The organism is Vibrio sp. 10N.261.54.E10, from assembly GCF_002877735.2.
Classification (GTDB): Bacteria; Pseudomonadota; Gammaproteobacteria; order Enterobacterales; family Vibrionaceae; genus Vibrio; species Vibrio crassostreae_C.
In genome coordinates, this window is record NZ_MCXE02000001.1 from 1837706 (window position 1) to 1856787 (window position 19082).

At 43.5% G+C, this 19082-nt stretch carries 15 protein-coding genes; 7 read left to right on the forward strand and 8 right to left on the reverse strand.

Translation table 11 applies throughout. The annotated features are described in order from the left end of the window. Positions 1 to 399: 399 nt before the first annotated feature. Positions 400 to 3030, reverse strand: coding sequence for a type I DNA topoisomerase (gene topA / locus BCU07_RS07995; protein ID WP_050643790.1), 2631 nt, complete (start codon positions 3028 to 3030; stop codon positions 400 to 402). Positions 3031 to 3469: 439 nt separating this feature from the next. Here topA and BCU07_RS08000 point away from each other — a divergent pair, with 439 nt between their 5' ends. Continuing rightward, entirely contained in the window at positions 3470 to 3715 is a 246-nt protein-coding gene (locus BCU07_RS08000) for a YciN family protein (RefSeq protein WP_017062104.1), read from the forward strand. A 61-nt stretch (positions 3716 to 3776) separates the two neighbouring features. Here the strand turns inward: BCU07_RS08000 and aroA are convergent, their stop codons facing one another. Both aroA and BCU07_RS08010 read right to left on the reverse strand, forming a co-directional pair. Next, on the reverse strand, positions 3777 to 5057 hold the full coding sequence (gene aroA, locus BCU07_RS08005) for a 3-phosphoshikimate 1-carboxyvinyltransferase (protein WP_017062105.1): 1281 nt from the start codon (positions 5055 to 5057) through the stop codon (positions 3777 to 3779). 162 nt (positions 5058 to 5219) lie between these two features. Then, the gene (locus tag BCU07_RS08010) at positions 5220 to 5675 is read right to left on the reverse strand and encodes a glycine zipper 2TM domain-containing protein (RefSeq protein ID WP_004736438.1); all 456 of its coding nucleotides are present in this window, start codon (positions 5673 to 5675) and stop codon (positions 5220 to 5222) included. A 53-nt stretch (positions 5676 to 5728) separates the two neighbouring features. Here BCU07_RS08010 and aat point away from each other — a divergent pair, with 53 nt between their 5' ends. From aat to infA, 3 genes are all read left to right on the forward strand, one after another. Continuing rightward, positions 5729 to 6439: a leucyl/phenylalanyl-tRNA--protein transferase gene (gene aat / locus BCU07_RS08015; RefSeq protein WP_102427853.1), complete on the forward strand. Its 711-nt coding sequence runs from the start codon at positions 5729 to 5731 to the stop codon at positions 6437 to 6439. Then, the gene (locus BCU07_RS08020) at positions 6439 to 7137 is read left to right on the forward strand and encodes an arginyltransferase (RefSeq protein ID WP_065585123.1); all 699 of its coding nucleotides are present in this window, start codon (positions 6439 to 6441) and stop codon (positions 7135 to 7137) included. The genes aat and BCU07_RS08020 overlap by 1 nt, the downstream gene beginning before the upstream one ends. 81 nt (positions 7138 to 7218) lie before the next feature. Further along, entirely contained in the window at positions 7219 to 7437 is a 219-nt protein-coding gene (infA, locus tag BCU07_RS08025) for a translation initiation factor IF-1 (RefSeq protein ID WP_001040192.1), read from the forward strand. 187 nt (positions 7438 to 7624) lie between these two features. On the opposite strand, the gene clpA is transcribed toward infA, so the two are convergent. Next, positions 7625 to 9898: an ATP-dependent Clp protease ATP-binding subunit ClpA gene (gene clpA / locus BCU07_RS08030; RefSeq protein ID WP_017062108.1), complete on the reverse strand. Its 2274-nt coding sequence runs from the start codon at positions 9896 to 9898 to the stop codon at positions 7625 to 7627. Positions 9899 to 9937: 39 nt separating this feature from the next. Next, the gene (gene clpS / locus BCU07_RS08035; RefSeq protein WP_004737430.1) at positions 9938 to 10258 is read right to left on the reverse strand and encodes an ATP-dependent Clp protease adapter ClpS; all 321 of its coding nucleotides are present in this window, start codon (positions 10256 to 10258) and stop codon (positions 9938 to 9940) included. Between the two features lie 585 nt (positions 10259 to 10843). Here clpS and cspD point away from each other — a divergent pair. Further along, the gene (gene cspD / locus BCU07_RS08040; protein ID WP_004736548.1) at positions 10844 to 11065 is read left to right on the forward strand and encodes a cold shock domain-containing protein CspD; all 222 of its coding nucleotides are present in this window, start codon (positions 10844 to 10846) and stop codon (positions 11063 to 11065) included. Positions 11066 to 11392: 327 nt separating this feature from the next. Here the strand turns inward: cspD and BCU07_RS08045 are convergent, their stop codons facing one another. Next, positions 11393 to 13618: an NADP-dependent isocitrate dehydrogenase gene (locus tag BCU07_RS08045; RefSeq protein WP_102427854.1), complete on the reverse strand. Its 2226-nt coding sequence runs from the start codon at positions 13616 to 13618 to the stop codon at positions 11393 to 11395. A 339-nt stretch (positions 13619 to 13957) separates the two neighbouring features. Between BCU07_RS08045 and BCU07_RS08050 the strand changes: the two genes are divergently transcribed. Next, positions 13958 to 14686, forward strand: coding sequence for a pseudouridine synthase (locus BCU07_RS08050; RefSeq protein ID WP_102398104.1), 729 nt, complete (start codon positions 13958 to 13960; stop codon positions 14684 to 14686). A 58-nt stretch (positions 14687 to 14744) separates the two neighbouring features. Here the strand turns inward: BCU07_RS08050 and BCU07_RS08055 are convergent, their stop codons facing one another. Both BCU07_RS08055 and BCU07_RS08060 read right to left on the reverse strand, forming a co-directional pair. Further along, complete coding sequence (locus tag BCU07_RS08055) at positions 14745 to 15392, reverse strand: DUF2057 family protein (protein ID WP_102427855.1); 648 nt, start codon at positions 15390 to 15392, stop codon at positions 14745 to 14747. Between the two features lie 74 nt (positions 15393 to 15466). Next, a complete protein-coding gene (locus BCU07_RS08060) occupies positions 15467 to 16486 on the reverse strand; it encodes a porin (protein ID WP_102427856.1) in 1020 nt (339 codons plus the stop codon). Between the two features lie 513 nt (positions 16487 to 16999). On the opposite strand from BCU07_RS08060, the gene dinG reads away from it, so the two are divergent. Next, a complete protein-coding gene (dinG, locus tag BCU07_RS08065) occupies positions 17000 to 19075 on the forward strand; it encodes an ATP-dependent DNA helicase DinG (RefSeq protein WP_102427857.1) in 2076 nt (691 codons plus the stop codon). Positions 19076 to 19082: the final 7 nt, after the last annotated feature.

A 19082-nucleotide genomic window follows, 5' to 3' on the forward strand; every position in this document is an offset into this window, starting at 1 on the left:
GTTGTTATGTGTGCACTATTCTTTGCACTTGGTTTTATATACGTTATCGACTTTTCGGCCGAATTCAATTTTTAATACGCCATTCTGTGGTACGTAAGCTGATTGCTTTCCTAAGACTTAAAGCAGCTCACACTACACCGTCCAGACGAAACATTACATTAACACCCGACACACATCAGGTATACAACTAAACGCTGATCTGTGAGTTACAATATTTTAATTAAGTTACATTCTCGTTAAAGTTGCATAAGAAGATATGATTAATTGCCGCCATTACTTTGCGGTGTGAATTTAATAAATCCCCACCGACGAAACACCAGGTCAACAAGTTGCATAATTAGTCATATTGAGATCAAAAAAAAGCAGCCATTAGGCTGCTTTTTCATCAATAACGTTCAGTTACTTCTCTTTAGGCTTTTTACGCTTATCCGTAACTTCCCACTTACCGTCGATGTACAACGCAGTCCAACCGGACGGTTTTCCATCTACTTCAGTACGAACGTAGTTTTCTTTAGTCTTACGACTAAAACGAACCACTGTCGGCTTACCATCAGGGTCAGCAACTGGCGCTGATGCTAGGTATTGGAACTTAGGTGAGATACGGTCTTTAAAACGAACCAACTCTTCCACTAATGGTGCACGTGTTTCACGTGATTTAGGGAAGTTGCTCGCAGCCATAAATAGACCAGAAGCACCATCACGAAGAACAAAGTACGCGTCTGAATTTTCACATGGAAGTTCAGGGAAATGTACCGGGTCTTCTTTCGGTGGCGCAACTTCGCCATTTTTTAGAATCTTACGAGTGTTCTTACAATCGTCATTGGTACAATCCATGTATTTACCAAAACGACCGTTCTTCAGAACCATGTCAGAACCACACTTGTCACACTCAACAAGTGGACCATCGTAGCCTTTCACTTTAAATTCGCCGTGCTCAACCACATAACCTTCACAGTTCGGGTTGTTACCACATACGTGCATCTTACGCTTATCATCGATTAGATAAGCATCCATTGCTGTTTCACAAATAGGACAACGCTTTTTAGCTCGAAGTGCTGCTGTTTCAACGTCTTCTTCAAGCACGTTGATAATGCCTTCTTCATCACCAAGGTTGATTGTTGTCTTACAACGCTCTTTTGGTGGAAGTGCATAGCCAGAACAACCAAGGAATACGCCTGTCGAAGCAGTACGAATACCCATTTTACGGCTACAAGTCGGACACTCAATATCGGTTTCCACGATATGATTTGGCTTCATGCCTCCAGCGTCTTCGTCTAAATCTGCTTTTTCCAAATCGCCAGTAAAGTCTTCGAAGAAGTTATCTAGCACGCCTTTCCAGCTTGCTTCGCCTTCTGCGATTTGGTCCAACTTCTGCTCCATACGAGCAGTGAAGTCGTAGTTCATTAGGTCATTGAAGCTGCCGTCTAGACGGTCAGTAACAATTTCACCCATCTTCTCAGCATAGAAACGACGCTGTTCAACTTTTACATAACCACGATCTTGAATCGTCGAGATGATTGATGCGTATGTTGAAGGACGACCAATACCACGCTTCTCAAGCTCTTTAACTAGCGCCGCTTCAGTGAAACGAGCCGGTGGCTTAGTGAAGTGCTGTTTAGGGTCTAGCGCGATCAGATCGAGCTTATCGCCGATCTGTACTGCTGGAAGGATCGTATCTTCGTTCTTACCCATTGGACGCTGAACACGAGTCCAACCATCAAATTTAAGGATACGACCTTTCGCTTTCAACGTGTACTCATCGGCTTTAACGCTTACTGTCGTTGAATCGTATTGAGCTGGCGTCATTTGACACGCTACGAATTGATTCCAAATTAGCGAGTAAAGCTTGTGTGCGTCTGCGTCTACGCCGTTTAGATCTTCCGACTTAACATCTACACTTGAAGGACGAATCGCTTCGTGGGCCTCTTGAGCGCCCTCTTTGCTGCCGTATGCAAGTGCTTTAGGTGGAAGGTATTGCGCGCCGTACTCAGAACCAATGTATTCACGAGCGGCTTCTACAGCTTCTGAACTCAAGTTGGTTGAGTCAGTACGCATATAAGTGATGTAACCCGCTTCATACAGGCGTTGAGCCAGCATCATGGTTTTCTTTACGCCATAACCAAGACGCGTACTCGCCGCTTGTTGCAGCGTCGACGTGATGTAAGGTGCAGACGGCTTACTCTTTGTTGGGCGGTCTTCACGTTTACATACTTCGTATTGCGCTTTTTCTAAAACGCTAACAGCAGCTTGTGTTTGCGCTTCATTTTCAGGTTTAAACGCAACACCGTCTTTCTGCGCTACTTGCAGTCTAAAGTCGGTTTTCTCGGCTGTTTTAGTATCAGCATGCACATCCCAGAACTCTTCAGGGATAAAGGCGTTGATCTCGCGCTCACGCTCTACCAGTAGTTTTACCGCTACTGATTGAACACGGCCAGCGGACAGGCCTCGTGCTACTTTTTTCCAAAGCAGAGGTGACACCATAAAGCCAACAACACGGTCCATAAAACGTCGTGCTTGTTGTGCGTTTACGCCATCAATATTTAGCTCACCTGGAGTTTCGAAAGCTTGTTGAATAGCATTCTTGGTGATTTCGTTAAAAACCACTCGCTTGTATCGCGTTTCATCGCCACCGATGATCTCACGAAGGTGCCATGCGATAGCTTCTCCTTCGCGGTCCAAATCGGTTGCGAGATAAACATGGTCTGCGTTCTCAGCCAGTTTTTGCAATTCAGCGACGACTTTCTCTTTACCAGGTAGGATTTGGTAGTTCGCTTCCCACTCTTTATACGGGTTGATACCCATCTTTTTGATAAGAGCTTTGCGATCTTTTTCTTTCTTGATACGAGCTTTGTCTTCTGGGCTCATACCCTTGGTTGAAACTGCAGCAGCCTTTTGACCAGTACTTTGACCTGCCGTTGGTAAATCACGTACGTGACCTACACTCGACTTAACGACAAAGTCTTTGCCAAGATATTTATTGATAGTTTTAGCCTTGGCTGGCGACTCCACTATAACGAGCGATTTACCCATATTGACTCTAACGTCCTTAATCACGATGCTTCAGCACCAACAATTTAGCTTGTGGGCTTTTACGCATGATATTCTAAATTCATTGCTTCTTTTTTTACTATTGTGCGAGATTACTAGAAGATCAACCGCTTTTTTCAAAATTGGATCTGATCGCTCGACAATTCGACGACTCATAGATAAAAGGGTCACAATATAAAGAAGCTATAAAGTACTCACTAAGAATACTTGCAAGAGCCTATTCATCAGGCATTACGTCTAAACGGGCTCATACTAAGCTTGTCCGCGAATCTAACGCGAGCCCCATTCAATTATTTTTGCCGTAAATCACAAAATAAATTGTGGATGTTTGAAAAGACTCTCTTAATCGGTTGTGAAATCATTGAATTTCTAGTTCGACACCATAAACTCAACGTTATATTCAGTTATCAGAGATAAACTCATGACAAAGAAAGTAATAGCAGAATTTGATTTACTGCTTATCGCAAACCAAATTATCCAATCACATGATGACTACATTGAAGGCATGCGCGCAAACAGCGTAGTAGAAAAAGACGATGTACTCGTCTTCAAAGGTGAATACTTCTTAGACAGCAATGGAATGCCGACCGAGAATACAACCGCGGTATTTAACATGTTTAAATACTTAGCGCACCACCTTTCGAAAGAATTTACAATTCAGCAATAATTAAAAAGCTTGCCACTTAGGCAAGCTTTTTTGTTCCTAAACCTTTACATACTAAGCATTTTTATAGACTTAGCATTTTCAGCTTGTCGAAGTAATCAGGGAATGTCTTTGACGTACAACCTGGATCATTAATCGTCACAGGCGTATCGCTCAAGGCAACCAGCGAGAAACACATCGCCATACGGTGATCATCGTAAGTATCAATCGCCGCATGAGTCAGTTCAGCCACAGGGTTAACAATAATGTAATCTTCACCCTCTTCCACTTCAGCGCCGACTTTGCGTAGCTCTGTTGCCATTGCAGCCAAGCGATCTGTCTCTTTCACACGCCAGTTGTAGACATTACGGATTGCCGTTGTGCCTTTCGCAAACAATGCGGTTGTCGCGATAGTCATCGCAGCATCTGGGATATGGTTATAGTCCATATCAATGCCTTTCAGCTCGCCACAACGAGAAATAACGTAGTCGTCACCCCATTCGATTTCCGCACCCATTTTCTCAAGCGCATCAGCGAATTGGATATCACCTTGGATACTGTTTTTACCAATACCAGTGACCTTAATCTCACCACCTTTGATAGCAGCGGCTGCAAGGAAATATGACGCAGATGATGCATCACCTTCAACCAAGAAATCACCCGGTGCCGAGTAAGATTGCCCGGTAGGAATCACAAACTCTTGGTAATCATTATTGATCACGTCCACACCAAATTGCTTCATGATGTGCAGCGTAATATCGATGTAAGGTTTAGAAACCAATTCACCGTCAATTTTAATGGTCACTTCACCTTCAGCTAAAGGCGCAGCCATCAAAAATGCCGTCAAAAATTGACTAGAGATCGAACCGTCGATAGAAACCGTACCGCTCTTCAAACCGGTACCTGTGATCTTCAATGGCGGGTAGTTTTCGTTCTCTAAATATTCAACGTCGGCACCGGCTTCTCGTAGTGCTGTTACTAAGTGGCCAATTGGGCGCTCTTTCATGCGAGGCTCACCAGTAAGAACGTATTCACCGCGACCTAAACATAGTGCAGCCGCCAACGGACGCATCGCCGTACCCGCATTACCTAAGAAAAGCTCTAGGGCTTTGTCACTTGAAAATGCACCACCAACACCTGTCACTTCACAAACGGTTTTGTCTGCAGACAACTGATAATCAACACCTAACTGAGTCAATGCATTCAACATATGACGAATATCATCACTGTCTAGCAAGTTTGTTAGGCGAGTGGTTCCCGTAGAAAGTGCAGCCAAAAGAAGTGCACGGTTGGAAACGCTTTTTGAACCAGGTAGGTTAACTTCCCCGTTCACTTTTTGAATTGGTTGTAACGTAAGGCTTTCCATTAAATCTTATAGTCCTTGTACCACCCGAAGTCACTGGTGCGTATTTATTTTCGGGTGATGAATAATTCTTCGTACTTGCAGACTAACGAACTTTTCCAACGAACTCCAGAGCTAATCCGGCCCAAACCGGTGATTAATTAGCCAATCAATCGTATTTATATACTAGTACACGAGATCAACTCGAACACCATCTGAAAAATAGAGAATTCGTACATCATCGCCTCGGTTGAACAGCATCGAGTTATCGACATCTTGGATAATGTTGACCAACTTGTCGTCTTTGGTTTTGACCAATAACTCGACCAGTTTGTACTCTACTTTATATTGTGTGTTACCTCGGTTACGAGCAATACCCGCACCTGCTACTGCACCTACAGCTGTCGCCACTTCTTTACCAGTGCCGCCGCCAAACTGGTTACCAATCAAGCCACCAATCGCCGCACCTAACAAGGTTTCCCAACCATTCGCTTTCGACTCAACGATCTCTTGCTGAGTGATGTATCTGACCGTATCAATCTCACCATAAACCACCTCGTTTACTGGTCGAGCTTGGTTTCTGTTGTAAGCTGCATTTGCCAACATGGGCAAAACAAGTAAAATCCAAAGCAACTTCTTCATGGTAAAACTCCTAAAGACCTCTTGGTCAGTGATTAATCTGTAATGCGGTACTTATGACTATATACCTAACCGAACTTGATACTACTAGTATAGAGTTTCCTTCGCCTTTCGACGCGCTTGATGACCCCAACGGTCTGCTCGCCTTCGGTGGTGATTTATCACCAATGCGAATTTTAAACGCTTATAGCCAAGGTATATTTCCATGGTATGGCCCAGGTGAGCCTATACTTTGGTGGAGCCCTGCACCGCGAGCGGTATTTAATCCTAAGACATTCGAACCGTCAAAAAGTCTTAAAAAGTTTCAAAGAAAGCACAATTACCGAGTCAGCATCAACCAAGCGACGGACAGAGTAATTGGTTATTGCTCTTCACTAAGACCCGAAGAAGAAACCTGGCTAAACAGCGACATGCAGTCAGCCTACCGCAAACTCGCTTCATTAGGTTTCTGCCACTCGGTTGAGGTTTGGCAAGATGATGAACTGATCGGTGGACTTTACGGCTTACAAAGAGGCCAAGTCTTTTGCGGTGAATCGATGTTCAGCCTAAAGACCAATGCCTCTAAAATTGCGCTGTGGTACTTTTGTAAACACTTTACCCGATTCGGCGGACAACTGATTGATTGCCAAATCATGAACCCTCACTTGGAATCCTTGGGCGCTATCGAGGTTGATAGGGATGAATTCCTAGGCTCTCTGCAATTACTCAAAGAGTTCTCCGTTGACGATGCATGCTTTAAAACCCAATGGCTAAAGGAAATGCCTTAATGAATCCAGATTTACAACAAATCAGAATTGGATTAACAGACAATCACGCTTGCAGCTACTTACCTCACTTCGAAGAGAGAGTGGCTGTCACGCTTGACGAACACATGCACACCTCAGATAACTATGAAGTTCTGCTTGCGAATGGATTTCGCCGCAGTGGTTCAACCATTTATAAGCCACATTGCGATAATTGCTCAGCATGCCAAGCGATTCGGCTTTCAATTCCTGAGGTTAAGCTTTCCAAAAGCCAACGACGGATCCTTAACAAAGGAAAATCACTACGTTGGGAACTGAAAGATGAGATGGATGACAACTGGTTTGACTTATACAGTCGCTATATCACCGCTCGTCACCGTTCGGGAACCATGTACCCACCCAAGAAAGAAGAGTTTCTACAATTCTCTAAAAATGAGTGGCTTACTACAAAGTTCATGCACATCTATGATGAGAACAAGTTGGTTGGTATCGCCGTAACCGACATCATGGCTCACTGTACGAGCGCGTTTTATACCTTCTTCGATCCTGATATAGACATTTCGATGGGAACACTTGGCGTTCTATTTCAGATCCAACATGCCCAGAAAGAACAAAAACAATGGTTATATTTGGGTTATCAAATCGATGAATGCCCTGCGATGAACTATAAAGTACGATTTCAACGTCATCAAAGGCTAGTAAATCAGCGGTGGCAAGGGTAGAATACGCGACAACTTTACATATTTTGATTTTAACGGCACAATCAAGCCGTTGAAAACCGCCAAATTTCGAAAGAGGATTAGATGGCTAAAGAAGACGTAATCGAGATGCAAGGCACTGTCCTTGATACTCTACCAAACACAATGTTCCGTGTTGAGCTTGAAAACGGTCACGTAGTGACAGCACACATCTCTGGTAAAATGCGTAAGAACTACATCCGTATTCTTACTGGTGATAAAGTAACTGTTGAGATGACTCCATACGACCTTTCTAAAGGCCGCATCGTCTTCCGTGCTCGTTAATTTTTAATTAGCGAATACAATAAGAAGCGGAGCTTAAGGCTCCGTTTTTTATTGCCTGAGCTTTTTACTACACAAGCACATCAATCTCGCATCTCGCATCTCGCATCTCGCATCTCGCAAGCATAAAAAAACGCACAACCTAAGTCATGCGTTTTATATTTAAGCCTTTGATTTATCAATCACTTCGTTAGTGCATGACCTCTTCTTTAGCACCAACATAGATGAAATCCAATTCGTCTTTTTTCAGGGATACTTTAACCGTACCGCCATCAACCAAGCTACCGAACAGTAACTCGTTAGCAAGTGGTTTCTTAAGCTTCTCTTGAATCACACGTCCCATTGGACGAGCACCCATGGTCTTGTCATAGCCTTTATCAGCTAACCAGTGACGAGCATCCTCAGAAACCTCTAAAGACACGCCACGAGCGTCCAGTTGAACCTGAAGCTCGACAATGAACTTATCAACTACTTGGCTAATCACACTTGGGTCAAGGCTGTTGAACCAAATGATATTATCAAGACGGTTACGGAACTCAGGAGTAAATACCTTCTTGATTTCGCCCATCGCATCTGGCGCATGATCTTGTTGGATCAGGCCGATCGATTTCTTCTCGGTTTCAGCCACACCTGCGTTGGTCGTCATCACTAGAATCACATTACGGAAGTCCGCTTTGCGACCATTGTTGTCAGTTAGCGTGCCGTTATCCATTACCTGCAGTAGCAAGTTAAAGATATCTGGGTGAGCTTTCTCGATTTCATCCAGTAACACAACAGAGTGCGGGTTCTTGATTACGGCATCCGTTAGCAAACCACCTTGGTCGTAACCAACATAACCAGGAGGCGCACCAATCAAGCGGCTCACTGAGTGTCGCTCACCGTACTCAGACATATCAAAGCGCAGAAGCTCAATACCCATCAACTTAGACAGCTGAACAGTCACCTCTGTTTTACCGACACCAGTAGGACCAGCAAACAAGAATGAACCAACAGGTTTATTGTCTGCACCCAATCCAGCACGGGTCAGCTTAATCGCTTCACTCAATACATCGATTGCAGGGTCTTGTCCGAATACCAACATTTTCATGCGCTCATCCAGTTTCTGGAGTGTATCTTTGTCTGAAGACGATACTGACTTTTCAGGAATACGCGCCATTTTCGCAACCATTGACTCAATATCAGCCACGCTTACCGTTTTCTTACGACGGCTTGCAGGTGCCAAACGACTACGAGCGCCCGCTTCATCGATTACGTCAATGGCCTTATCAGGAAGGTGGCGTTCATTAATGTATTTAGCTGACAGTTCCACAGCGGCACGCAACGCTTTGTTGGTGTAGCGCACTTCGTGGTGAGCTTCGTATTTTGGCTTCAAGCCAATCAGGATCTTGGTCGTATCGTCTAGCGATGGTTCAATAATATCTATTTTCTGGAAGCGACGAGCTAAAGCACGCTCCTTCTCAAAAATACTGCTGTACTCTTGGTACGTTGTTGAACCGATGCAACGTAATTTGCCACTGCTTAGTAATGGTTTAATTAAGTTTGCCGCATCAACCTGACCACCCGATGCAGCCCCGGCACCGATAATGGTGTGGATCTCATCGATGAACAGAATCGCGTCTTCTTCTTTCTCCAGTTGCTTAAGAATCGCTTTAAAACGTTTCTCAAAGTCACCACGATATTTGGTTCCGGCTAACAGTGAACCGATATCTAGAGAATAAATTACGCTGCTCTGAATGATTTCAGGCACTTGTCCTTCAACGATGCGCCATGCAAGACCTTCCGCGATGGCAGTTTTACCTACCCCCGCTTCACCCACTAACAGAGGGTTGTTCTTACGACGACGACACAGAACTTGGATAGTGCGTTCTAGCTCTTTGTCACGACCGATTAGTGGGTCAATATTGCCCTGCTTTGCGACTTCGTTAAGGTTAGTAGCAAAATTTTCTAAACGGTCTTCAGAGTTAGCTTCTTCAGCATTTTCTGCACCACCAAATGAATCGGATGATGAAGGACTGTCGCCTTCGTTGCTCGCTTTGGTAATACCGTGTGAGATGAAGTTAACAATATCTAAGCGACTAATGTCGTTTTTCTTAAGAAGATATGCCGCGTGAGATTCTTGCTCACTAAAAATAGCCACAAGTACGTTAGCACCTGTTACTTCGCTGCGACCTGAAGATTGAACATGAAAAACAGCGCGTTGAAGTACTCGTTGGAAGCTCAACGTAGGCTGAGTTTCGCGAGTTTCGTCGCTTTCAGGGATAAGTGGGGTCGTTTGATCGATAAAAATATCGAGCTCATTGCGAAGAGCATCGAGATCAGCCTGACAAGCTTGGAGCGCTTCCTTGGCCGCATCATTTTCTAATAATGCTAGTAGGAGGTGTTCGACAGTCATGAATTCATGTCGCTTGTCTCGCGCACGAGCAAATGCGCCATTTAAACTCGTCTCTAATTCTTTATTTAGCATAAGTACCTCCTAAGGGAACAACAGTGTTGTTCGAGCAATTTATACTTGCTCCATTGTACATAGTAGCGGATGCTCATTTTCCTTTGAGTACATCGTGACCTGCGCTACCTTTGTTTCCGCTATTTCAGCACTGTATGTGCCGCATATAGCTTTACCTTCATAATGAACCTTGAGCATCACTTCCGTTGCTTTTTCGATATCTAGTGAGAAGAATCGCTCTAGGATCTCGATTACAAAGTCCATGGGCGTGTAGTCATCGTTATTCAACACAACGTTATACATCGCCGGTGGCTTTACTTTTGTTGCTTCTTTCTCCAGTAAATCTGAGCCTGGAGATGCCCATTCAAAGTTTCTGCTCATATCGCTTTGCTAAGGGTTATTTTTCGGAAGTCGTGAGTGTTTACCTAACTCAAATTTACCACATTCACGCTTTACCGTGTACTAAGAAACTGCACCTAGAAACAGTACCAAAAAATATTCCTCTATACTGAGCCTAATCCACCATTTCCATCGCTGCAAATAAAAGATCTCGATTAACAAGATTAACATATGTGATTGATTAAAAAGACGCCATAACTATTGATACTAACGATAAGATTACCGCCAAGTTACTATTTGGTTAATAGTTTGCGGTTAATCTCGAATGTGATTTGTTATTAAAATTGATCACTTTTATACCAATTTACTATTGACTGTGCTCAATCATTAGCTACATTGGAGCTAAAAGGTTTTTTAATACACTTTTGCAACATGAATTAAAATCAGTAACACGCTTCAAAAATTAACAATAAGGAATAATTACGCAGGGTAGCGTTAATTTCCGTAAGCAATGTACGAGATTCAAGCTATTAGCTGAAATTCTTTAGCTGGTAGGAATGATATCAATCGCACTTACAACAATTGATATAACAACGTTAGTAACAAAATGCATGAGGGATGTATAGCATGGCTACAGGTACAGTAAAATGGTTTAACAATGCCAAAGGGTTTGGCTTTATTTGTCCAGAAGGTGAAGACGGCGATATTTTCGCGCACTACTCCACAATACAAATGGAAGGTTATCGAACCTTAAAGGCTGGTCAGCAGGTCGACTATGAAGTAGAAAGTGGACCTAAAGGCTCGCATGCTAGCTCCGTTGTTCCTGTAGAAGGCAGCGCCGCAAAATAGGCGAATGCAAACTCATGTTAACCTCCATCAGTCGTCATTAACGGCTGACAGGTAAACAGAATATTAAAACCGCTCATTTAATACCTGTAACACAGGATTACGTGAGCGGTTTTTTTCGTTTTGGGGGCTCTAAAGTTGCTCACTGGACAATGAGCTCGAAGAGCTACTCCCCTTAAGCTAGGTCTTAAGAAGTATTAGACAGAAAAAAGACGCTTTAACATTATCGTTAAAGCGTCTTTCGTTTTGACTTTATCTATAACTTAGCTATCAGCCTAAGCAACTCGTTAGCAAATCACGTTCATGAGTGACTAACGATGAGTCCAATCACTATGCATCAATAAACGCGTTTAGCGTTGAGCTTGGGCGCATTAGTGTTGAAACCAATGCATCGTCAAGTAGGTAGTAACCACCTAAGTCGCCAGCCACACCTTGAGCGTTGTTCAGCTCTGCAACGATCGCTTCTTCACTTTCAGCCAGTTGACTTGCCACACCTGCAAACTCAGCAGCAAGATCAGCGTCAGCCGTTTGCTCAGCAAGCGCCTTAGCCCAGTATGCCGCTAGATAGTAGTGGCTACCACGGTTATCAAGCTCACCTACTCGACGTGAAGGAGACTTGTTGTTATCAAGGAACTCACCCGTCGCTTTATCAAGCGCATCAGCTAGAACTTGTGCTTTAGCGTTACCTGTTACTACGCTCAGGTACTCTAGAGATGCCGCTAGTGCCAAGAATTCACCTAGAGAATCCCAACGCAGGTGGTTTTCTTTCTCTACTTGTTGAACATGTTTAGGAGCAGAGCCGCCAGCACCTGTTTCAAACAGACCACCACCGTTCATCAGTGGAACAATCGATAGCATCTTAGCTGATGTACCAAGCTCTAAAATCGGGAACAAGTCAGTTAGGTAATCACGTAATACGTTACCAGTAACCGAAATAGTATCTAGGCCTTCTTTGATACGAACCAGTGAGTATTGAGTCGCTTCAAGTGGAGCAAGGATCTTAATTTCAAGACCATCGGTATCGTATTCAGGAAGGTATGCTTCAACTTTCTTGATAAGCTGAGCATCATGTGCGCGTGACGCATCTAGCCAAAATACCGCTGGAACACCCGATGCACGAGCACGCGTTACCGCAAGCTTAACCCAGTCTTGGATTGGTGCATCTTTAACCTGACACATACGGAAGATATCGCCTTCCTCTACGTCTTGCTCAAGAAGCACAGCGCCTGAAGCGTCAACAACTTGAACCTGACCAGCAGCTTCAAGGATGAAAGTCTTATCATGAGAACCGTACTCTTCCGCTTTTTGAGCCATCAAGCCAACGTTTGGTACGCTACCCATCGTTGTTGGATCGAACGCGCCGTTCTCTTTACAGAAATCAATAACCGCTTGGTAAATGCTCGCGTAGCTACGATCTGGGATCATTGCTTTGGTATCTTTTTGCTTACCTTCTGGATCCCACATTTGACCAGAAGAACGCAGCATTGCAGGCATAGATGCATCCACAATGATATCGCTTGGTACGTGTAGGTTAGTAATGCCACGGTCCGAATCAACCATCGCTAGTGGTGGCTGAGTCTCGTATACCGCTTGCAGGTCAGCTTCGATTGCTTCTTTCTGCTCTTGAGGAAGCGCATCAATCTTCGCGTAGACATCACCGATGCCGTTATTTACATCAACGCCTAGCTCTTCAAACAGCTGACCGTGTTTAGCAAATACGTCTTTGTAGTAAACCTTAACCGCGTGACCAAAGATCACTGGGTCAGATACTTTCATCATCGTCGCTTTCAAGTGAAGAGAAAGCAGTACACCTTGCTCTTTAGCCGATGCGATTTCTTTTTCGAAGAATGCAACCAAAGCGGCCTTATTCATCACTGACGCATCAATGATCTCTTTATCTTGCAGTGCAAAAGCTGGCTTCAATGTTTTCTTCGCACCATCTTTGCCAACGAATTCAATGCTAACTTCTGTAGCACCTTCAATGGTTACTGACTTTTCGCTACCGAAGAAGTCTTTGTCGTCCATACTTGAAACGTGCGACTTAGAATCTGCAGACCAAGCACCCATTGAGTGTGGGTTCTTCTTCGCGTAGTTTTTAACAGAAAGTGGAGCGCGGCGATCCGAGTTACCTTCACGCAATACTGGATTTACTGCACTGCCTTTGATTTTGTCGTAAGTCGCTTTTACTGCTTTCTCTTCGTCAGTGTTTGCTTCTTCTGGGTAATTAGGAAGTGCGTAACCTTTTGACTGTAGCTCTTTGATTGTTGCTTGAAGCTGAGGTACAGATGCAGAGATGTTTGGAAGCTTGATAATGTTTGCTTCTGGTGTCTTAGCCAATTCACCTAGTTCTGCTAATGCATCACCAATACGTTGCTCTTCGTTCAAATAGTCAGGGAAGTTGGCAATAATACGCCCTGCAAGTGAAATGTCGCGAGTATCAACGTTAATACCAGAAGAAGCTGTAAAAGATTGAATGATAGGCAGCAGAGAGTATGTTGCTAGCGCCGGAGCTTCGTCTGTAATGGTATAGATGATCGTTGGTTTTTCAGTAGGCATGAAATTTCCCTATAGTTCTTACAAGCTCATTTAAAGTAGTGAGCGTGTTATAAATTGACCAGTAAGCCACTCTAAGAGTGAAAACTGCTTACTCGATAGTCGTACTCTATCTTATTTTTCATGCAATCTTGATGACAGCATGAACCAAATCCGTGAGTGCTTTGTTTTAATAAAAGAGCCAGTTATAATAAAACACGAAGGTATAATTAAACAAATCAGGCTTAAGAGTCCATCAACTTGTTCTATTTTGTGTCTTTTAGGCGCGCAAATGATAGCTCAATTCCGTTTCAGTGAAAACTTTTCAGCACACTTCGTTTACATTTTTGCAAGGTAGTTAACATGTCTACTCGCTCACGCAGCGCATCTCGTTCAGACAAACCGGCTCGTTCTGGTGCAACATTAAAACAAAGCGGTAATAGACAAAGCCGAAGCAGTGATAAGAATAACACTGGCAATTCGCACAACAAATCTCACTCAAGCAAGCACCGATATAAAGGCAAGCCTACCAATGCAAAACCTAAGGTTGCGCTCGAAGATCGCAAAGTAATTCTGTTCAACAAGCCTTTCGATACTCTAAGCCAATTTACAGATGGCGAAGGGAGAAAAACGCTAGCGGACTTTATTCCAGTGAAAGACGTTTATGCTGCAGGTCGCCTTGATCGCGACAGCGAAGGGTTAATGGTCTTGACCAACGATGGTATTTTTCAAGCTAAGCTAACTCAACCAAACTCAAAATCCCCAAAGACTTACTGGGTACAGGTTGAAGGCGCACCTTCTGAGGAAGATTTAGATAAATTGAGAAAAGGTGTCGAACTAAAAGACGGCATGACACTGCCCGCTCAGGTTGAGGTGATGTCTGAACCTGTTGTGTGGGAAAGAACCCCTCCAGTGCGTTTCAGAGCCGCAATACCGACAACATGGTTAGCGATTACTATCATTGAAGGGCGTAACCGTCAGGTAAGACGAATGACAGCCAATATCGGCTTCCCTACCCTGCGTCTTATCCGTTACTCAATGGGTAATATGAATGTGGGGCAGCTGCAGCCTGGTGAGTGGAAAGAGATTTAACTCATAGCAATATATTAAAGCGAGATTTACGTCTCGCTTTTTTGTACGTGAAGATTGATTACTTTTGGTCAATTAACCATTTTTGGAATGCTTTACGCTCTTCTTCATTTGCTCTTGAATACCATAGCTTAAGTTGAAGCGTATTTTCAGACTCTTGCACAGTACTGTCGGCAGCGACCGTCGCTCCAACTACTGCACCAGTTTGTACCGCCGCTAGCTCTTCTTTCAACGAACGAATCTTCCCTGAATCAAACACTAAGCCTCTTTCTTTATTGTAGTCTTTTACTAGCTGGGGGATATCACCGTAAGGCAGTGCACCTTGAGATGGAGGCAAAACTTCTTGCACGACTTCTGCATCATCACCGTTTACAGAGATACTGAATATAGGAAGTTCTCTGTCTACATTTTTTTCGATTTTAGCGTACTTTCTACTTAGAAGATCAATATCAACATCAGCATTTTCGGGAACATTAACTACCATAATGTAAGGAACTGTACTGATAAACTCGCGTTTGCCTTTATCGCTCAAATACCCTGTGTAATCTAAAACGAGTTGGTTTTCACCTGAGGTGAATACAGCGTCTTCCACATTATCAATCACCTCACCGTTCAAAGTATTTAGAGTGATACCAGAAGCCAGCTCTAGAGAAGCTGTTGCATATGGTGCAGAGAGCAGACAGATAAAACTTAAATACCACTTGTTCATGTACGATTCCTTAATCAATAAATGTAAAAAAGCCAGCTTAACGCTGGCTTTTATATAGCATAGTTAACTACAAATTAGAAAGTGTAGTAAACACCAGCAATAACGCCATCAGCATCTAGAGTTTGTGATGCGTATTCGAAATCAGCAGTTTGGTATTCAGCTAGGAATAGGATGTTGTCACGGAATGCGTAATCAACACCAACAACTAGGTTAGTAGAGTCGATATCAGAGATCTTAGAAGTACCCGCTGCTGTAGCGATTTCGTCAGTTGTTGCTACAGAGTATGTAGTGTATAGACGAACAGCGTCGATTTGGTAAGCAGCTGCGATACCCATAGTTTCACCGTTGCCGTAAGAATCAGCAGCGATGTCAGCTAGATCCCAGTAACCGTAACCTTGGTTGCCTTCAAATTGTGCGTATGTAACAGCTAGGTATAGGCCACCAAACTCAGCAGAAGCAGAAGCACCAGCAAGAGAGTAATCTACGTCTTTAGCAGCGTCACCAGTGATGTAAGAAGCACCGATAGAGAAGTTGCTGAATGCGTAATCTGCAGAGATACCGTAAGTGTTGTCAACGTCTTCAGTAGAATCAGTGTTAACGTCAGCTACGATTGTGAAACCTTCAACGAATTGACCTTTGAATACAGCGCCGTGGCCAGAAGACTCGCGGTGGTGACCACCAGTAGAGCCCATGTAGTTACCTTCGTTTGTGATATCATCTTTCTGGATAGCGTCAGCAGATTCTGCTAGGTCGCCAGTTTCACCGAAAGCCATACCCCAAGTGTCAGTTTTAAAACCAGCTAGAACGTCATCGAACTTAGCGTTGCTGCCGTCAGTTTCGATTTCGAAAGATGCGAATGCTGTGAACTGGTCGTTAAGCTTCTGCTCAGCGTCTAGTTGAATTTTAGCCCAAGTAGAAACGTCAGCTTCGTTTTTAACTGTTTTAGTTAGAGTCTCGTCTACTTCAGATTGTTGTAGGTAGATATCTACCTCGCCTTTTAGGCCAACTTTAGTATCGTCGTTAGAGTAAATTTCTGCTGCGTTTACAGAAGTTGCTGTAGCTGCGATAGCTAGCGCTAATAGAGTCTTTTTCATAATAAATCCACTGCCTTTTCTAAGAATGGGAGATCCTTGCCCGGTTCCCTTTTATTTTTATGACTGGTCATTACCACTCTTTGTTGGTTAATCACCGTCACTAAATTTCGAGGTCTAGATTGCAAAAGATTATCCTGCGTGTCAAATAAACTAAAAACAAACCTAAAAAAAACACAAAACAATCAAAATCAACAACTTACATTTTTTTTCATTGTTTTACGAGCAGCTTATCCTTAGTTTTATCAGGAAATATAATAATCCAAAAAAAGAACAAAACAGCATTTAACACCACAAACAACTTGTAAAAACGCCACATCTCAGGATTTAACACCTACAAGCAAGTCTTTTTTAATATTTATATTTCGCAACATAAATAAAATAGTTAAGTTCCTGATGGTTCAGTTTTTTTTTGTGAACAAGATCTACCTTTGATTCAAAAGCAAGCTATTTCACCGTAAATGTACCGACTAGTGATATGTGCTACTATCCTCGCTCCGTTACGTAGGTCACAGTATGCTAACTACTAAAATTCAAAAATCTATTCGCACCAGTTATCAAAACCTCCAAGATCAGTTGGACAACTTTGTACCTCGACGTGCTCAAAATTACCTTGTTGCAGAAATAGCGAAGACACTTTGTGGTCAATACCACAAAAGTAATCGCATGATTGTTGCAGAAGCGGGAACCGGGATCGGGAAATCACTGGCTTATTTAATGGCTACTATTCCTGTCGCTGTGCTCAATAATCGAAAAATAGTCATATCGACGGCGACGGTTGCGCTACAAGAACAGCTCGTCAATAAGGATCTCCCTCTATATAGAAGACTGACTGATCGAGAGTTTTCTTTCATATTAGCGAAGGGTAGACAGCGTTATTGTTGCTCCGAAAAGCTAGCCGCTGCCTGCGGGGTTGATGGCGGACAAATAGCCATGTTCGAATCTAAGCCAAAGAAGAAAGATATCGAGCAACTTCAAACCATGTATCGAAGCCTAACCCAAGGTAAATGGGATGGTGACCGCGATTCGTGGCCAAAACCCATCGACAACATGATTTGGCAGATGATTGTTAGTGATAAGCACAGCTGTAATAACAGTATGCCTACTCATAGAGACTGCCCTTTCCAAAAAGCGCGCTCAGAGCTAGATAAAGCAGACGTGATTATCGCCAATCACAGTTTAGTGATGGCAGATGCTGACTTAGGCGGCGGTGTGATACTGCCTGAGCCAGAAAATAGCATCTATATATTCGATGAAGCTCACCATTTACCGCATGTAGCCAGAGATCACTCTTCTGCGGCGGCAAGTCTAAAGGGTGCCGCTTCATGGTTAGAGCGTTTAAACCAATCCATCACTAAGCTTTCAGGCCTCGCTGACGAGAAACGTGTCCACCGGTTTCGAAATGAACTGCAAGACTCAGTGCAACAGCTGATCCCTACCCTGACTCAAATGAGTAAACAGTTTGACGCTAACCACTTTGAAGACGGCTTGTATCGCTTCGAACATGGCGACTTACCAGAGTGGCTTGAGAATGAATCTAAAGATCTCAAGCAGCTCACGCAAAAGGCGAGCCAAGCCGTTGCGAAGATTGCAGACCTAATTGCAGAACGAGTTAAAGACGGCGAGCTTTCAGCAAAACTTGCAGAGCCGGCACTGGCAGAAATTGGCTTCTATATACAAAGAACAGAGAACCTTGCTCAAGTTTGGCGCTTAATGGCTGAACCGAAGAGAGAAAAAGGCGCTCCTTTGGCTCGTTGGCTCGAACTGAATAAAGAAAGTGAAGGCGATTTCGTTGTTAATGTTTCGCCACTAGAGGTGGGTTGGCAACTGGATCAGCAAATCTGGAGCCGCTGTGTGGGTGCCGTATTAGTATCTGCGACCATGAGGGCGCTCAACTCTTTCAGCTTTTTCTGTCATCAAGCAGGTATCAGCCAAAAAGCAGAAGATGGCGTACAATTTTTGGCTTTGGCATCACCGTTTGATTACCAGAATCAAGCAGAGCTGATCGTGCCGGCAATGAAGTACGAACCACAAGCACCTCAGTTTACCGAATATCTTATTGAAATTTTGCCTAAGATAATAGAAGACAAAAAAGCCAATCTCGTTCTATTCTCTTCTTACTGGCAAATGAACAAAGTTGCAGAAGCGTTAGCAACAGATTTCGTTAAAAAGTTGTGGGCATTGCAGGTTCAAGGCGATACTTCACGAACTGAAATCCTAAAAAAACATAAAAAGCTAATAGACCAAGGTAAAACCAGCGTTCTTTTTGGAACTGGCAGCTTTTCTGAAGGTCTTGATCTACCGGGTGAGCTTCTTGAAAACCTCGTTATTACCAAGATTCCTTTTGGTGTTCCTACCTCTCCCGTAGAGCAAGCACATTCAGAATATATTGAATCACGCGGTGGTAACCCTTTTATGCAGATTACTGTTCCAGATGCGAGTAAAAAGCTTATTCAATCTGTGGGTAGACTACTGCGTAAGGAAAGAGATTCTGGTAAAGTCACGATCCTTGATAGACGCATAGTAACGAAGCGATACGGAAAGTCCCTACTCGATTCACTACCGCCTTTTAAAAGAACAATAAAATACTAATATCCCC

Bases quoted from the DNA above. Each gene is read 5' to 3' on its own strand.
- cspD (WP_004736548.1), top strand. From the start codon at position 10,844: ATGGCTACAGGTACAGTAAAATGGTTTAACAATGCCAAAGGGTTTGGC.
- BCU07_RS08050 (WP_102398104.1), top strand. From the start codon at position 13,958: ATGTCTACTCGCTCACGCAGCGCATCTCGTTCAGACAAACCGGCTCGT.
- BCU07_RS08055 (WP_102427855.1), bottom strand. From the start codon at position 15,392: ATGAACAAGTGGTATTTAAGTTTTATCTGTCTGCTCTCTGCACCATAT.
- BCU07_RS08010 (WP_004736438.1), bottom strand. From the start codon at position 5,675: ATGAAGAAGTTGCTTTGGATTTTACTTGTTTTGCCCATGTTGGCAAAT.
- aroA (WP_017062105.1), bottom strand. From the start codon at position 5,057: ATGGAAAGCCTTACGTTACAACCAATTCAAAAAGTGAACGGGGAAGTT.
- BCU07_RS08020 (WP_065585123.1), top strand. From the start codon at position 6,439: ATGAATCCAGATTTACAACAAATCAGAATTGGATTAACAGACAATCAC.
- clpS (WP_004737430.1), bottom strand. From the start codon at position 10,258: ATGAGCAGAAACTTTGAATGGGCATCTCCAGGCTCAGATTTACTGGAG.
- BCU07_RS08045 (WP_102427854.1), bottom strand. From the start codon at position 13,618: ATGCCTACTGAAAAACCAACGATCATCTATACCATTACAGACGAAGCT.
- clpA (WP_017062108.1), bottom strand. From the start codon at position 9,898: ATGCTAAATAAAGAATTAGAGACGAGTTTAAATGGCGCATTTGCTCGT.
- BCU07_RS08000 (WP_017062104.1), top strand. From the start codon at position 3,470: ATGACAAAGAAAGTAATAGCAGAATTTGATTTACTGCTTATCGCAAAC.
- topA (WP_050643790.1), bottom strand. From the start codon at position 3,030: ATGGGTAAATCGCTCGTTATAGTGGAGTCGCCAGCCAAGGCTAAAACT.
- infA (WP_001040192.1), top strand. From the start codon at position 7,219: ATGGCTAAAGAAGACGTAATCGAGATGCAAGGCACTGTCCTTGATACT.
- BCU07_RS08060 (WP_102427856.1), bottom strand. From the start codon at position 16,486: ATGAAAAAGACTCTATTAGCGCTAGCTATCGCAGCTACAGCAACTTCT.
- dinG (WP_102427857.1), top strand. From the start codon at position 17,000: ATGCTAACTACTAAAATTCAAAAATCTATTCGCACCAGTTATCAAAAC.
- aat (WP_102427853.1), top strand. From the start codon at position 5,729: ATGACTATATACCTAACCGAACTTGATACTACTAGTATAGAGTTTCCT.